At 70.6% G+C, this 15,478-nt stretch carries 12 protein-coding genes, 2 tRNA genes and 1 pseudogene; 2 read left to right on the forward strand and 13 right to left on the reverse strand.

The window, feature by feature from the left end; translation table 11 throughout:
* Positions 1–185: 185 nt before the first annotated feature.
* The 3 genes and pseudogenes from O5O46_RS12245 to O5O46_RS12255 all read right to left on the reverse strand — a co-directional run bounded on the left by O5O46_RS12245 (position 186) and on the right by O5O46_RS12255 (position 1,938).
* Positions 186–1,136: a serine/threonine dehydratase gene (locus tag O5O46_RS12245; RefSeq protein ID WP_269855381.1), complete on the reverse strand. Its 951-nt coding sequence runs from the start codon at positions 1,134–1,136 to the stop codon at positions 186–188.
* A gap of 82 nt (positions 1,137–1,218) precedes the next feature.
* Positions 1,219–1,739: pseudogene (locus tag O5O46_RS12250) on the reverse strand (MFS transporter); the annotation flags it as partial.
* A 126-nt stretch (positions 1,740–1,865) separates the two neighbouring features.
* Positions 1,866–1,938 (reverse strand) — tRNA-Ala (locus O5O46_RS12255).
* A 139-nt stretch (positions 1,939–2,077) separates the two neighbouring features.
* Here O5O46_RS12255 and O5O46_RS12260 point away from each other — a divergent pair.
* Together O5O46_RS12260 and O5O46_RS12265 are read left to right on the forward strand one after the other, a co-directional pair.
* On the forward strand, positions 2,078–2,629 hold the full coding sequence (locus O5O46_RS12260) for a helix-turn-helix domain-containing protein (RefSeq protein WP_269855382.1): 552 nt from the start codon (positions 2,078–2,080) through the stop codon (positions 2,627–2,629).
* A gap of 30 nt (positions 2,630–2,659) precedes the next feature.
* Positions 2,660–3,811: a serine/threonine-protein kinase gene (locus tag O5O46_RS12265; protein ID WP_269855383.1), complete on the forward strand. Its 1,152-nt coding sequence runs from the start codon at positions 2,660–2,662 to the stop codon at positions 3,809–3,811.
* Position 3,812: 1 nt separating this feature from the next.
* On the opposite strand, the gene O5O46_RS12270 is transcribed toward O5O46_RS12265, so the two are convergent.
* From O5O46_RS12270 to dnaN, 10 genes are all read right to left on the reverse strand, one after another.
* Positions 3,813–5,057: a hypothetical protein gene (locus O5O46_RS12270; RefSeq protein WP_269855384.1), complete on the reverse strand. Its 1,245-nt coding sequence runs from the start codon at positions 5,055–5,057 to the stop codon at positions 3,813–3,815.
* Positions 5,058–5,183: 126 nt separating this feature from the next.
* On the reverse strand, positions 5,184–5,324 hold the full coding sequence (locus O5O46_RS12275; protein ID WP_255926153.1) for a DLW-39 family protein: 141 nt from the start codon (positions 5,322–5,324) through the stop codon (positions 5,184–5,186).
* 156 nt (positions 5,325–5,480) lie between these two features.
* Positions 5,481–5,557, reverse strand: a tRNA-Ile gene (locus O5O46_RS12280).
* Positions 5,558–5,618: 61 nt separating this feature from the next.
* Positions 5,619–6,257, reverse strand: coding sequence for a DUF3566 domain-containing protein (locus tag O5O46_RS12285; RefSeq protein WP_269855385.1), 639 nt, complete (start codon positions 6,255–6,257; stop codon positions 5,619–5,621).
* 3 nt (positions 6,258–6,260) lie between these two features.
* The gene (gene gyrA / locus O5O46_RS12290; protein WP_269855386.1) at positions 6,261–8,879 is read right to left on the reverse strand and encodes a DNA gyrase subunit A; all 2,619 of its coding nucleotides are present in this window, start codon (positions 8,877–8,879) and stop codon (positions 6,261–6,263) included.
* Positions 8,880–8,928: 49 nt separating this feature from the next.
* Complete coding sequence (gyrB, locus tag O5O46_RS12295; protein WP_269855387.1) at positions 8,929–10,962, reverse strand: DNA topoisomerase (ATP-hydrolyzing) subunit B; 2,034 nt, start codon at positions 10,960–10,962, stop codon at positions 8,929–8,931.
* A 294-nt stretch (positions 10,963–11,256) separates the two neighbouring features.
* A complete protein-coding gene (locus O5O46_RS12300) occupies positions 11,257–11,778 on the reverse strand; it encodes a DUF721 domain-containing protein (protein ID WP_269855388.1) in 522 nt (173 codons plus the stop codon).
* Positions 11,775–12,908 carry a DNA replication/repair protein RecF gene (recF, locus tag O5O46_RS12305; protein ID WP_269855389.1) on the reverse strand — a complete coding sequence of 378 codons (1,134 nt, stop codon included), beginning with the start codon at positions 12,906–12,908 and terminating at the stop codon, positions 11,775–11,777. Before recF ends, O5O46_RS12300 begins: the two co-directional genes overlap by 4 nt.
* Positions 12,909–12,960: 52 nt before the next feature.
* Positions 12,961–13,848, reverse strand: a complete 888-nt coding sequence (gnd, locus tag O5O46_RS12310) for a phosphogluconate dehydrogenase (NAD(+)-dependent, decarboxylating) (protein ID WP_269855390.1) — start codon at positions 13,846–13,848, stop codon at positions 12,961–12,963.
* A gap of 339 nt (positions 13,849–14,187) precedes the next feature.
* Positions 14,188–15,318, reverse strand: coding sequence for a DNA polymerase III subunit beta (gene dnaN, locus O5O46_RS12315; RefSeq protein WP_269855391.1), 1,131 nt, complete (start codon positions 15,316–15,318; stop codon positions 14,188–14,190).
* Positions 15,319–15,478 lie beyond the last annotated feature (160 nt).

The raw sequence follows: 15,478 nt of genomic DNA on the forward strand, positions 1-15,478 counted from the left end.
CCTTCCCCGCGCCCGGCATCGGCATCGGCATCGGCAAGGTCAACGCCAGCCCGCCGCGACGCCGTCCAGCGCGGCGCCCGCTGCCGTGCGGGACGACGCCGTCCGGCGCGGCCAGAGAACCACCGGGAGAACGAGGACCGGCCCCGCGAGCAGCGCCAGGCGCCCCACGGCCCAGGCCGCTCCCGCTACCGCCGCACCAGATCCGCGGGATCCGTGTTCGCGCCGCACAGGACGACGCAGACCTTCTCGCCCGGAGCCGGGGTGTAGGCGCCGGACAGCAGGGCGGCGTGGGCCGTGGCGGCGGCGGTCTCCACGGCCAGGCGGTGGTTGTCCCAGAGGTGTCGGCGGGCGGCGATGATCTCCTCGTCGGGGACGAGGACGGACCGTACGTCGGCGCGAAGGGCCCAGTCCAGGGCGGTCTGCGAGGCGCGGCGGGCGCCCAGGGCGTCGGCGGCCACCGAGTCCACGGTGACGTCGACCGGCTGACCGGCGGCGATCGCGGCGTTCAGGGCGCGGCAGTCGCGCGGCTCCACGGCGACGACGCGCACCCCGTGGTGGTCGGCCGCGGCGGCGGTGCCCGCGAACAGGCCTCCGCCGCCGACGGCCACCACGACCGTGTCGACGTCGGGCAGCGCCGCGTGGATCTCCTCGAACAGGGTGCCCGCTCCGGCGGCGATCAGCGGATGGTCGTAGGCGTGTGACTCCAGCGCACCGGTCTCGGCCGCGTAGTGGCGGGAGGCCTCAAGCGCCTCGCTGTACTCGGTGCCCACCTGGTGCACGTCCGCGCCCAGCGCGCGCAGTCCGGCGACCTTCACCGCGGGGGCGGTGGTGGGGGTGAACACGGCCGCCCGGATCCCGATCCGGGCGGCGGCCCAGGCGCAGGCCAGGCCCGCGTTGCCGCCGGAGGCGATGACCACGCCGGACGGCGGCATGGTGCCCGCCTCCTGGTGCGAGGCGGCGAAGTTCGCCGCACCACGGGCCTTGAACGTCCCCGTGCACTGCATGAACTCACAGGCGAACCAGACCCCTTCGGCGCCGCAGGCCCCCGGCCCGGCGGCCGCGACGGTCACCGGCCGGACCAGCCCGGCGATACGGTCCACGGCTGACCTCACATCGCGGTACTCGAGTTGGGACATGTTCGACGAGCCTCCAGTGAACGGGTCCGGCTATCTTCACCCAGTAGACCTCCAGGCACGGTGCGAGGAGTCCGTCGACCAGGAGCGCGACGGCGGTCGCCCTGCCCTGGAGGGGGGCGGGTGCCAGGCGCCGGGCGTATCCCGCGAGCAGCGCCCAGGCCGCACCTGCGGCCACCCCGGCGACGAACCGGGCCGCCACGGTCAGCGGGTAGTACGGGCAGACGGCGGTGGCGGTGTTGGCGAGCGCGAAGCCGCCCATCGCGACCAGCGGCAGCCGTCTGCGCCGCCACCCGGCCGTGGCCGCGGTCAGCGGCATCGCGGTCAGCGGCATCGCGGTCAGCGGCATCGCGGTCAGCGGCATCGCGGTCAGCGCGGTACCGATCGCGTGGACCGTCACCGCCTGCCCCTCATCGCGGGCTGGCCGACCCGCAGGTCGGCGCTCATCTCGGGCAGCACGCCCGCGGGCAGCGTCTCGGTGAGGCTGGTGACGAGGACGGCGGTGGCCAGCGCCAGCAGCGCGGCCGTGGGGAGCTTGGGCGAACCCGCTTCCACAGTGGTCGAGTTGGGCTTTCGGGTGAGCCGGTGTGCGGTGTCGTCGGACATGTCCGCATGCTCGACCCCTCACACATATGTGAGGGTCAAGGGCGGCTCGCAGGCGGCCTCGGCCACCCGTGCACAGGAAATGCCCCCGGCCCAACGTCTCCGCTGGTCAGAGGGCATCCGAAGGTGTGGAGCCTAGGGGAGTCGAACCCCTGACATCTGCCATGCAAAGACAGCGCTCTACCAACTGAGCTAAGGCCCCTCGGCATGGGGTGAGCCACGCCGCAGACCAGGGTACCGGGTACTCGGGGGAATCTTGTACACGGTTTTGGCTGGAGCGGGGGTGGGACGGGGTTCGTAGGATGGTTTCGCTGTATTCGCAGCCGCAAACAGGAGCTGGGATGGACACCTCGTCGCCGCAGGACGCCGCCGTGCGTGCGCGGGAGCAGCAGCGGAGCTGGTACGGGGAGCCGCTGGGGGATCTGTTCCGGCGGCTGATCGGGGACCTCGGGCTGAACCAGGCGCGGCTCGCCTCCGTGCTCGGACTGTCCGCGCCGATGCTGTCGCAGTTGATGAGCGGACAGCGGGCCAAGATCGGCAACCCGGCGGTGGTGCAGCGGCTGCAACTGCTGCGGGAGCTGTCCGCACAGGTGGCGGAGGGGGCGGTGACGGCCGTGGAGGCGGCCGCGCGGATGGAGGAGATCCGGGAGGCGGCCGGGTCCGCGCTGCTGGGCAGCGCCACGCAGTCCACCGGCGGGCGGGCGGTGCCTTCGCCGCGCCGGGTGGTGCGCGAGATCCAGTCGCTGCTGCGTTCGCTGGGCTCCGCCGACGAGCTGCTCAGCGCGGCAGGCGCCCTCGCCGACAGCCATCCGCAACTGGCAGAGTTCCTCCGTGTGTACGGCGCCGGGCGCACAGATGACGCCGTGGCGCACTTCGAGGCGCATCAGGACTGAACCGAACACTACGTCTGAGGGGCGCGCGGCATGGGTGAGGTCTTCGCGGGCCGCTACGAACTGGTCGACCCGATCGGGCGCGGCGGAGTGGGAGCGGTCTGGCGCGCCTGGGACCTGCGGCGGCGCAGATACGTGGCGGCCAAGGTGCTCCTGCAGGGTGACGCGCACTCGCTGCTGCGCTTCGTACGGGAGCAGGCGCTGCGCATCGACCATCCGCATGTGCTGGCCCCGGCGAGCTGGGCGGCGGACGACGAGAAGGTGCTGTTCACCATGGACCTGGTGCGCGGCGGTTCGCTGGCACACCTGGTCGGGGACTACGGGCCGCTGCCGCCGCGGTACGTGTGCGTGCTGCTCGACCAGTTGCTGGCCGGGCTGACCGCGGTGCACGCGGAGGGCGTGGTGCACCGGGACATCAAGCCCGCCAACGTGCTGCTGGAGGCGACCGGAACGGGCCGCCCGCATGTGCGGCTGTCCGACTTCGGCATCGCGATGCGCAAGGGCGAGCCCCGGCTGACCGACACCAACTACGTGGTGGGGACGCCGGGTTACTTCGCGCCCGAGCAACTGGCGGGCGCGGAACCGGACTTCCCCGCTGACCTGTACGCGGTGGGCCTGGTCGCCCTCTTCCTGCTCACCGGCCGCAGACCGGACTCCCAGACCCTGGTCGAGCGGTTCCTTGAGTACGGCGTGCCGAACGCCCCGCAGGGCGTGCCGGAACCGCTGTGGCAGGTCATCGCCACCTTGCTGAACCCCAACCCGGAGGCCAGGTTCCGTACGCCCACCGGGGCGCGCAAGGCGCTGGCCGCGGCCATGGAGCTGCTGCCGGAACCGGACATCGACGAGGAGCCCATCGAGGTCTTCGACCAACTCGGTCCGCTACCGGAGGGGTTCGGCCCGGACGGCCCGGTCCGGCTCACCGCACCGGGGGGCACCGCCGAGGCGTACACCGGAACCGGCGGTCTGGGGGCGCCCGTGCCGGGCTCCGGGGTGCGCCTCGCGGTGTCCGCCTCGCCGACCGCGCCGCTGGCCGGGGCGACCAGGCGGTACACCTCGGTGCCGGTGGCGGACAGACCGGCGGCGGCGCGCAAGGCGCCCGGGCCGCGGGCCAAGGTGGTGGTGCCGGTGCTGGTGGTGGCCGTGCTCTGCTTCGCGGTGGGCATCTGGGCGCTCACCGTGGCATAGCTCACCGTCTGCGGGACCGTACCGCCCACACGGCGAGGCCGGCCACCAGCAGGGTGCCGGCGCCGAGGCCGCCGTAGCCGACGGCCAGCAGCATGCGGTTCGGGGTGGCGCCGCCGTCGTCGGCGGATGAGGGGGCCGCGGTGACGCCGAATCCGGCTGCGCCGGCGTCACCGGCGTAGCGCGGGCCGGGCTGCCTGGTGCCGGTGACGGCGAGCCGCAGGGTGACGTCCACACCGCCGGTGGTGTACTTCGCCACGTCGGGGTGCAGGCTGAGTTGCACGTAGTACCAACCGGACACCGGCGCCGAGTTGACCCGTACGTCCGCGGACTCGCGGTTGAGATAGTCCACGGTGGGCGTCTGGGCGGTGACGGCCGCCTGTGCGCCGCTGTACGGGGCGGTCGCGTCGCTCACCAGGCCACGCGCCGGGTTGTACAGCACCAGGCGCACACCGCTGGTGGAGAAGCCGCCGCTGCCGGTGGTGTCGGCGTTGGCGAACTCGGCGGTGGCGGTGAGCCGTTGGCCCCAGTCGACCGGGACCCGGTAGAAGTGGGTCTCGCCGGGCGCCAGATGGTCCTGGTAGACCCCGGTACCGGGCAGCCGGGCGGGGCCGCCGTCCATATCGGGGTCACCGGTGACCGGCGTGGGCGAGCCGTCATCGGCCGGGGGCGTTGCCGTCGTATAGCTCTGCACCGGTCCGGAACCCACTGCGGTGACCGGTGGTTCGGACATGTAGCGGATGTCCAGCGGCCATTCCTCGGCGCTGGACGCCGCCGCGTTGACCCGCTGTACCGACAGCAGGTAGTCACCCGCCTGCTGGCAACTGCCGGTGGGCTTGACGGTGCGCACCACGGCACCGCCCACCGGTTCGACGGCGCCGTCCGCGCCGAACCGCGCGTCGTACGCGTCGCACGGGGTGCCGTCCCGGCCGGATAACTTCAGGCTGACGCCGTCGAGGAAGCCGACCCTGCTGCCGCGCGGTGGAATGGCGAAGACGGAAAGATAGGCGGAGGACCGGGCGTCCAGCCGTACCACGTAGTACTTGGTGCCGCCCTTGGCGAGGGTGTCGCGGTAGGTGTGTCCGGCCGTCAGCCGGGGCGCCGTATCGCTCCTGGCCGTGCCGGATATCCGCTCACCGTGCGGCACCCAGCCCTGTGGGGCGGTGTCCGCCTCCGCGCTCGCGCCGGGCAGCGCAAGGGCCACCAGCGTCGCGAGCGCCGCCAGGATGCCTTTCCGGTCCCTTGCCACGCCCCACCCCTCGATCTTTGCTTACGCGAAGATATTGATGTGCGTATGCGAATTCAATAGCGAGTCCAATGGCGAAGCCCCGACCGCGAGGCGGTCGGGGCCCGACTGAGACTGCGGATACGGGGCTCAGGCGCTCGTGCCGGAACCTGCCGGTACGGAGTCGGTCGCCTCCGTCCACAGGTCCTGCTCGGCGCGGTCCGCCTGGATCTGGCGGTACACGAGGAGCCCGCCGATGGCGGCCAGTGCGACCAGGAGAAACTTCTTCACCGCGCGACCTCGTCCTTCTTACGTTGGGAGTCCTCCGATGCGCCCGATGATACACACCGGTCGATATAGAACGGTGACCTAGGCCCGACTCGGTCAACTCCCGCGAGCGGAAAGCAGAAGGGCCGGGTACTCGATCGAGTACCCGGCCCCTCGCGCTGGTGGGGCTAACAGGACTTGAACCTGTGGCCTCTTCCTTATCAGGGAAGCGCTCTAACCGTCTGAGCTATAGCCCCGCGCTGCACCGAAAGATTAGCGCACAGGTGGCGCTGTCCCAAAATCGATAGCCAGCGACGGTCACTCGTCCTCGGCGAGGGTCAGCTCGACGCCGCCCACGAAGCCCGAGGTCAGGTTGTAGAGGAACGAGCCCAGCGTGGCCAGCGCGGTCAGCAGCACCACGTCGATCACCGCGATGACCGAGGTGAACTCCACGACATGGGAGAGCGACAGGAAGGACTGCAGGTCGAAGCCGGTCTGCTGGCCGGATCCGGTCGCCTCGGTGATGGTGTTGCCGACCGTGGAGAAGACGCCCAGCGCGTCCAGCACCATCCACAGCACGGAGACCGCGACGATCGTGCACACCCCGAGCGCGATGGAGAACAGGAAGCTGACCTTCATCACCGACCACGGATCGGCCTTGGCGATCCGCAGCCGGGCGCTGCGGGTGCGCGGCGCCGTACGGGCGGCGGCGGGGCGCGGCTTGCGCACCCCGCCCTGTACCGGCAGCCCAGCGACGCCCTGAGGCGGCTGGTAGGCCTGCGGCGGGCGGTGCGGCTGGGCGGGGACGCTCGCGCCGCTCTCGGCGGCGGTACGCCGGGCCGCCGCGCCCTCGGTGGCGGAGCCACGGGCACTACCCACCGGGGCGGCCTCGGTGGCCGCTCCCGGCCGTCCGTCCGCCCCCGCGCCGCCCGCGGCAGCGCCCGTGGCTCCACTCACGGTTTACTCCTCCGGCTCATCGGCCGCGGACGGTGTGCCCACGGCACTCTCGGCTGCCTGGGCGTCGGCCTCGTCGATCTCTTCGACTTCCTCGCCCGCCTCGGCGTTGCGGGCGATGCCGACCACGGCGTCCCGCTTGCCCAGGTTGATCAGTTGGACGCCCATGGTGTCACGGCCCGTCTCCCTGACCCCGTTGACCCGCGTACGGATCACACCGCCGCCGAGGGTGATGGCGAGGATCTCGTCGCCCTCCTCGACCACCAGCGCGCCGACCAGCGAACCCCGGTCCTCCACGATCTTGGCGGCCTTGATGCCGAGGCCGCCGCGGCCCTGGACCCGGTACTCGTCCACCGGAGTGCGCTTGGCGTAGCCACCGTCGGTGGCGGTGAAGACGAACGTACCCGCCCGCACCACATTCATCGAGAGCAGTTCGTCGCCTTCGCGGAAACTCATACCCTTCACACCGGATGTCGCCCGGCCCATCGGCCGCAGCGCCTCATCCGTCGCGGTGAACCGGATGGACTGCGCCTTACGGCTCACCAGCAGCAGGTCGTCCTCCGGGGAGACCAACTCGGCACCGATCAGCTCGTCCTCGCGGCCGTCCTCCATCTCGCGCAGGTTGATCGCGATGACGCCGCCGGAGCGCGGGGAGTCGTAGTCCTTCAGCGGGGTCTTCTTCACCAGGCCGGACTTGGTGGCCAGGACCAGGTAGGGCGCCGCCTCGTAGTTGCGGATGGCCATGACCTGGGCGATGTGCTCGTCCGGCTGGAACGCCAGCAGGTTGGCCACGTGCTGGCCGCGGGCGTCCCGTCCGGCGTCCGGCAGCTCGTACGCCTTGGCCCGGTAGACACGGCCCTTGTTGGTGAAGAACAGCAGCCAGTGGTGGGTGGTGGTGACGAAGAAGTGGTCGACGATGTCGTCCTGCTTCAACTGCGTACCGCGTACGCCCTTGCCGCCGCGCTTCTGGGAGCGGTAGTGCTCGGTCTTGGTGCGCTTGACGTAGCCGCCACGGGTGATGGTGACGACGATGTCCTCCTCGGCGATCAGGTCCTCGATGGACATGTCGCCGTCGAACGGCACCAGTTGGCTGCGCCGGTCGTCGCCGAACTTCTCCACCAGCGCGGTGAGTTCCTCGCTGATGATGCCGCGCTGCCGCTCGGGGGAGACCAGGATCGCGTTGTACTCGTTGATCTTCGCCTGGAGGTCGTCGTGCTCGGCGACGATCTTCTGGCGCTCCAGGGCGGCCAGGCGGCGCAGCTGCATCTCCAGGATCGCGTTGGCCTGGATCTCGTCGATCTCCAGCAGGCCCATCAGGCCCTCACGCGCCACCTCGACGGTGTCGCTGCGCCGGATCAGCGCGATGACCTCGTCGATGGCGTCCAGCGCCTTGAGCAGACCGCGCAGGATGTGGGCGCGCTCCTCGGCCTTGCGCAGCCGGAACTTGGTGCGCCGGACGATGACCTCGATCTGGTGCGTCACCCAGTGCCGGATGAACGCGTCCAGCGAGAGGGTGCGCGGCACCCCGTCGACCAGTGCCAGCATGTTGGCGCCGAAGTTGGTCTGCAGATCGGTGTGCTTGTAGAGGTTGTTGAGCACGACCTTGGCGACCGCGTCCCGCTTGAGCACGATGACCAGGCGCTGGCCGGTGCGCGAGGAGGTCTCGTCGCGGACGTCGGCGATGCCGCCGATCTTGCCGTCCTTCACCAGGTCGGCGATCTTCTGCGCCAGGTTGTCCGGGTTGACCTGGTACGGCAGTTCGGTGACCACCAGGCACTGGCGGTTCTGGATCTCCTCGACCTCGACCACCGCGCGCATGGTGATCGAGCCGCGCCCGGTGCGGTACGCCTCCTCGATGCCGCGGCGGCCGACGACCAGGGCGCCGGTCGGGAAGTCCGGCCCCTTGATCCGCTCCAGGAGGGCTTCCAGCAACTCCTCGTTGGAGGCGTTCGGGTTGGCCAGGTACCACTGGGCGCCGTCGGCCACCTCGCGCAGGTTGTGCGGCGGGATATTGGTGGCCATGCCGACCGCGATACCGGCCGAGCCGTTGATCAGCAGGTTCGGGAACCGGGACGGCAGGACCGTCGGCTCCTGGTTGCGCCCGTCGTAGTTGTCCTGGAAGTCGACGGTGTCCTCGTCGATGTCCCGGACCATCTCCATCGACAGCGGGGCCATCTTGCACTCGGTGTAGCGCATGGCCGCCGCCGGGTCGTTGCCCGGCGAGCCGAAGTTGCCGTTGGAGTCGACCAGCGGCATCCGCATCGCCCACGGCTGCGCGAGGCGGACCAGCGCGTCGTAGATCGAGGCGTCACCGTGCGGGTGGTAGGTACCCATGACGTCACCGACGACACGGGCGCACTTGTAGAAGCCCTTCTCCGGCCGGTAGCCGCCGTCGTACATCGCGTACAGCACACGGCGGTGCACCGGCTTGAGGCCGTCGCGGACATCGGGCAGCGCGCGGCTGACGATCACGCTCATCGCGTAGTCGAGGTAGCTGCGCTGCATCTCCGTCTCGAGCCCCACGGGCTCGACGCGGAGCCCGACGCCCTCGACGGCGGCGGGTCCGCCCTCGGGCGTGACGGGAGTCGGGGAGCCCTCAGGAGTGATGGGGGTCTCGTCGGCCATTGCTGGTCAAATCCTTTCGCGCTACGGGCAGTTCGGGGGCCGACTCGACTCAGATGTCGAGGAAGCGGACGTCCTTGGCGTTGCGCTGGATGAACGAGCGCCGTGCCTCGACGTCCTCGCCCATCAGCACCGAGAACAGGTCGTCCGCCTGGGCCGCGTCGTCCAGGGAGACCTGGCCGAGCACCCGGTGGTCCACGTCCATGGTGGTGACCCGCAGTTCCTCGGCGTTCATCTCACCGAGGCCCTTGAAGCGCTGTACGGAGTCGTCCTTGGTGCGCTTGCCCCTCTGCCGCCCGAGTTCGATCAACGCGTCGCGCTCGCGGTCGGAGTAGGCGTACTCGAAGTCGTCCTTGCCCCACTTGATCTTGTAGAGCGGCGGACGCGACAGGTACACGTGCCCGGCCTCGACCAGCGGACGCATGAAGCGGAACAGGAAGGTCAGCAGCAGGGTGTTGATGTGCTGGCCGTCGACATCGGCGTCCGCCATCAAGATGATCTTGTGGTACCGGAGCTTGGAGATGTCGAAGTCCTCGTGCACACCCGTGCCGAAGGCCGAGATCAGCGCCTGGATCTCCTGGTTCTGCAGGATCTTGTCGATCCTGGCCTTCTCCACGTTGAGGATCTTGCCGCGGATCGGCAGGATCGCCTGGTACTCGGGGTTGCGGCCGGACTTGGCCGAGCCACCCGCGGAGTCACCCTCGACGATGAAGATCTCGCACTTGGCCGGATCGTTGGACTGGCAGTCGCTGAGCTTGCCGGGCAGCGACGCGGTCTCCAGCAGGCCCTTGCGCCGGGTCAGGTCACGGGCCTTGCGGGCGGCGACGCGGGCCGTGGCGGCCTGGATCGACTTGCGCACGATGTCCGCGGCCTCGCTGGGGTTGCGGTCCAGCCAGTCGGTGAGGTGCTCGTGCACCACCTTCTGTACGAAGGTCTTGGCCTCGGTGTTGCCCAGCTTGGTCTTGGTCTGGCCCTCGAACTGCGGCTCGCCCAGCTTGACCGAGATGATCGCGGTCAGACCCTCGCGGATGTCCTCACCGCTGAGGTTGTCGTCCTTCTCGCGCAGCAGCTTCTTGTCCCGGGCGTAGCGGTTGACGAGCCCGGTCAGCGCGGCGCGGAAGCCCTCCTCGTGGGTACCGCCCTCGTGGGTGTGGATGGTGTTCGCGAACGAGTAGACACCCTCGGTGTACTGGGTGTTCCACTGCATCGCGACCTCAAGGGAGAGCATCCGCTCCTTGTCCTCGGCCTCGATGCTGATCACCGAGGGGTGGACCACCTCGCCCTTGCGGGAGTTGAGGTACTTCACGAAGTCGACGATGCCGCCCTCGTAGTGGTACCGCACCGACAGCGGGTTGCCGCTCTCGTCGACGTGCTCGGGGCGCTCGTCCGTGAGCGCGATGGTCAGCCCCTTGTTGAGGAACGCCATCTCCTGGAAGCGCCGGGACAGCGTCTCGAAGGAGTACTCGGTGGTCTCGAAGATGTCCGGGTCCGCCCAGAACGTCACCGAGGTGCCGGTCTCGTCCGTCGCCTCGTTCTTCTGCAGCGGGGCGGTGGGCACGCCGAGCTTGTAGTCCTGGGTCCAGCGGTAGCCGTCCCGCTTGACCTCGACGGTGACCTTGGTCGACAGGGCGTTCACCACGGAGACGCCGACGCCGTGCAGACCGCCGGAGACGGAGTACCCGCCACCGCCGAACTTGCCGCCCGCGTGCAGCACGGTGAGCACCACCTCGACGGCGGGCTTGCCCTCGGACGGCACGATGTCCACCGGGATACCGCGGCCGTTGTCCACCACGCGGACCCCGCCGTCGGCCAGGAGCGTCACGTCGATGGTGTCGGCATGCCCGGCCATCGCCTCGTCGACGGAGTTGTCGACCACCTCTTGGACGAGGTGATGCAGACCACGCTCGCCGGTGGAGCCGATGTACATACCGGGGCGCTTGCGGACCGCGTCGAGGCCTTCCAGGACGGTGATCGCGCTGGCGTCGTACGACGCGCCTCCCGGCGCCGCGTCGGTGCCCGTTGTGGATGTATGGATCTCGTTGTGGTTGCCGGAATCGGCCACGAAGCGCCCTTTCTGGCACAGCACGAGCCGACTCCGGGCGTGCAGGAGCGGCTGCGTCGTTCGACATGTTCCGCTGGGGTTCCCCTGCCGAAGGCTGGGGGTGGGCGGTTGTCCCCCAGTCTACCGGTAGCTGTGACATAGATGGGGGTTTGGCGGTACCTGAGTTCGCATGTGCCGCCCGAAGAGGCCTTGCGCCGACTCCCCATACGCGGACCTGGCCTCTGAGACGCTCACAACGGCGCTCAGGGCTTCGGGGCGGTTACTTTGAGCACCTGCGCCGAGCCCCGGTCCCGCGCCGGGCGCCCGATGAGACGCACGTCACCCGTAGGTGTCCCCGGGACCGGTGCTCCCTGGAGCGCGCAGCCGCCCGTAGGAGCGGGCGGGGCCCGACGGCCCCAGGACCTTGATCAACTTTATGGTGCCGTGGCCCAGGTCCGCATTGAGCCTGGCCACCAACTGAGGTGCCAGCAGCCGCAGTTGGGTCGCCCACGCGGTGGAGTCGCAACGTACGGTGAGGACCTTCTCCTCCTCGTCGTAGCGCTGCGGCTCGCAGTGCCTGGCCAGGTCCTCGCCGACGATCTGCGGCCAGCGGCCCATCACCCCGCCGACCGCGGCCGGGGCCTCCCAGCCGCGTTCGGTGATCAGCCGGCTGATCGCGGCGCCCAGCGGCAGCGGATCGCGCCCGTCCGCGCGGGCGCCGCTGCGCAGCCCGCCGCGCCTGGCCTGCTTCTTCTGCTGCGCGGCGGCGCCCCGGGCGCGCGCCTGCTCCTTTGCGGCGCGCAGCGCGACGCGGGCCAGGTCGACACCGGACAGCTGAGGCTCCGGGGGCTGCTCGGTCATCGCCGCTCCACCATGCCCTCGGCCACCGTGAAGCGGGCGCCGGCCAGCACACCGGGCACATCGTCGTCCACCGCGGCGGTCACCAGCACCTGCTCGCCGGGGGCGACCAGTTCCGCGAGCCTGTCGCGGCGTCTGGCGTCCAGCTCGGCGAAGACGTCGTCCAGGACCAGCACCGGCTCGCCGCCCGGCCCGCCCTCCGCGCGCAGCAGGTCGTACGAGGCCAGCCGCAGTGCCAGCGCGTACGACCAGGACTCGCCATGGCTGGCGTAGCCCTTCGCGGGCAGCCGTCCCAGGTTCAGCAGCAGGTCGTCGCGGTGTGGTCCGACGAGGGTGACGCCGCGCTCGATCTCCTGGCCGCGCACCCCCGCGAGGGCGGCCAGCAGCGCCTCGTACAGCTCGTCGCGGGTGGTGGCTTCCGTTTCGCCCGCCGAGTTGCGGTACTCGAAGCCGATCGGGCCACCGCCGGGGGCCAGTTGCTCGTACGCCTTGTCGGCGAGCGGCAGCAGGGCGGCGATCAGGTCCAGCCGCTGGGCGAGCAGTTCGGCGCCGGAGCGCGCCAGGTGCTGGTCCCACACGTCCAGCGTTGACATATCCATGGAGCGGCCGCCGTGCCGCCGGGCCAGCGCGGCGGACTTCAGCAGGGTGTTGCGCTGCCTGAGCACCCGGTCGTAGTCCTGCCGCACGCCCGCCATCCGCGGGGCGCGAGCGGTGATCAACTCGTCCAGGAAACGGCGGCGTTCGCCAGGGTCGCCCTTGACCAGGGCCAGGTCCTCGGGGGCGAACAGCACGGTGCGCACGATGCCCAGCACATCGCGCGGCCTGACCTGCGAGGAGCGGTTGATCCTGGCGCGGTTGGCCCTGCCCGGGTTGATCTCCAGCTCGACCAGCTGCTGGCGGTCGCCGTGGACGACGCTGGCGCGGACCACGGCCCGCTCCGCGCCGAGCCGGACCAGCGGGGCGTCCGAGGCGACCCGGTGGCTGCCCAGGGTGGCCAGATAGCCGACCGCCTCGACCAGATTGGTCTTGCCCTGGCCGTTGGGGCCCACGAACGCGGTGACGCCCGGGTCGAGCGGGACCTCGACCCGGGCATAGGAGCGGAAGTCGGCGAGCGACAGGTGCGCTACGTGCATCGCGTTGCTGTGGCGCGGGGCCGCGCCGACCTCCCCTTTTCCTGCTTGGTGGCTACTTGTCCGCGTCGGCCGACTCGACCGCGTGGCCGCCGAACTGGTTGCGCAGCGCGGCGATCATCTTCATCTGCGGGGAGTCGTCCTGGCGCGAGGAGAAGCGGGCGAACAGCGACGCGGTGATCGCGGGCAGCGGCACCGCGTGGTCGATGGCGGCCTCCACGGTCCACCGGCCCTCGCCGGAGTCCTGGGCGAAGCCGCGCAGCTTCTCCAGGTGCTCGTCCGAGTCCAGCGCGTTGACGGCCAGGTCGAGCAGCCAGGAGCGGATCACCGTGCCCTCCTGCCAGGAGCGGAAGACCTCGCGGACGTCGGTGACCGACTCCACCGCCTCCAGCAGCTCCCAGCCCTCGGCGTAGGCCTGCATCATGGCGTACTCGATGCCGTTGTGCACCATCTTGGCGAAGTGGCCCGCGCCGACCTTGCCCGCGTGCACCGCGCCGTGCTCGCCCTCCGGCTTGAGCGCGTCGAAGATCGGCTGGACCTTCGCGACGTTCTCCGGGTCGCCGCCGTACATCAGCGCGTAGCCGTACTCCAGGCCCCACACACCGCCGGAGACACCGCAGTCCACGAAGCCGATGCCGCGCTCGGCCAGTTCCTTCGCGTGCTTCTCGTCATCCGTCCAGCGCGAGTTGCCGCCGTCGACGATCACGTCGCCAGGGGAGAGCAGACCAGCCAGCTCGTCGATCGTCGCCTGGGTGGCCTCCCCGGCCGGGACCATCACCCACACGACGCGAGGACCCTGCAACTTGTCCACCAGAGCCTTCAGGCTGGGGACGTCGGCGAGGTCCGGGTTGCGGTCGTAGCCGATGACGGTGTGGCCGGCGCGGCGGATGCGCTCGCGCATGTTTCCGCCCATCTTGCCGAGACCGATGAGACCGAGCTCCATCACAGATCCTTCGTTCAGACGTGCCTGACCTAGTCCCGAGCCTAGCCCCGGGCCGGGCACCCGGCCCGGGGCGGTGGGCGGTTCCGGCGGTGCGGCCGGGTTGTGGCGTTCGCCACTTCTGCTGCTTCCCAGAGTGGGAGCTTTGAGACGGCCTGTGGGCGGTTGGCTCGGTAGGAGCGCCGTCGGGCGGCTCGCCGCCGTGGTGACGGCGACGAGGAGTCCGCCGCGACGGCGAGCGATCACGATGGCGGGGCCGTCGGTCTGCTGGGTGGCGCGCATCCGATGCCCAGCCGGCCCGGACGCGCGCCACCGAACTTGGCCGGAAACGCGCCCGTGGGCTCAGCCCGACAGACGCACCGGCATGATCAGGTACTTGTACGACTCCACCGCTTCCGCGTCGACCGCGGGCTTGCCGCTGAGCAGGGCGGGCTTGGTGGACGTGGTGAACGACAGCTGGGCGACCGGGGAGTCGATCGCGCTCAGGCCGTCCAGCAGGAAGGTCGGGTTGAAGGCGATCGAGATGTCCTCGCCCTCCAGCTGGGCGTCCACCCGCTCCACAGCCTGTGCGTCGTCGCTTGAGCCCGCCTCCAGCGTCAGCACGCTGTCGGTGAAGCTGAGCCGGATCGGCGTGTTCCGCTCGGCCACCAGCGCGACGCGCTTGACCGCCTCGACGAACGGGGCGGTCTCGATGACCGCCACCGACGCGAACTCGGTCGGGAACAGCGTGCGGTACTTGGGCAGGTCGCCCTCCAGCAGCCGGGTGGTGGTACGCCGTCCAGCGCCCTCGAAGCCGATCAGGCCCTCCCCGGCACCGGAGCCGGCCAGCGCCAGCGCCACGGTGTCGCCGCTGGTCAGCGCCTTCGCGGTGTCCAGCAGGGTCTTGGCGGGGACCAGGGCGACCGCGGACAGGTCCGGGGTCTCCGGCTTCCACAGGAACTCGCGGACCGCGAAGCGGTAGCGGTCGGTGGCGGCGAGGGTGACCGTGTCCCCCTCGATCTCGATCCGCACACCGGTCAGCACCGGCAGCGTGTCATCGCGTCCGGCCGCGATGGCGACCTGGGAGACGGCGGCGGCGAAGACCTCGCCGGGCACGGTGCCGGAGGCGGACGGCATCGCGGGCAGTGCCGGGTACTCCTCCACAGGCAGGGTGTGGAGTGTGAATCGCGAGCTGCCGCACACGACGGTCACCCGCACCCCGTCGGTGGAGATTTCCACAGGCCTGTTGGGAAGTGCGCGCGAGATGTCGGCGAGCAGCCGGCCGGACACCAGGACGGTGCCCTCCTCGTCGATCTCCGCCTCGACCGAGACCCGCGCCGAGACCTCGTAGTCGAAGGCCGACAGGCTCAGCTGCCCGTCCTCGGCCTTCAGCAGCAGACCGGCGAGCACGGGCGCCGGTGGGCGGGCCGGGAGACTGCGGGCCGCCCAGGCCACTGCCTCCGCGAGTACGTCGCGTTCCACCCGGAACTTCACCGGAACCGCCTCCTGCTGTTGCTGGCCGTCTGTGCCTGGCCGTCTCTCGTCTCATGGCCATCTGCCGGAGAACAGTCTGACGCACGCCACCGACAACAGGTGCGGCTTGGGGTCAAGCCGAGCTTCCCGGTGTCGAGCGCTCCTCGGCGAAGTTGTGCAC

The organism is Streptomyces sp. RPT161 (genome assembly GCF_027533845.1).
In the GTDB taxonomy this organism is placed as follows: domain Bacteria; phylum Actinomycetota; class Actinomycetes; order Streptomycetales; family Streptomycetaceae; genus Streptantibioticus_A; species Streptantibioticus_A silvisoli_A.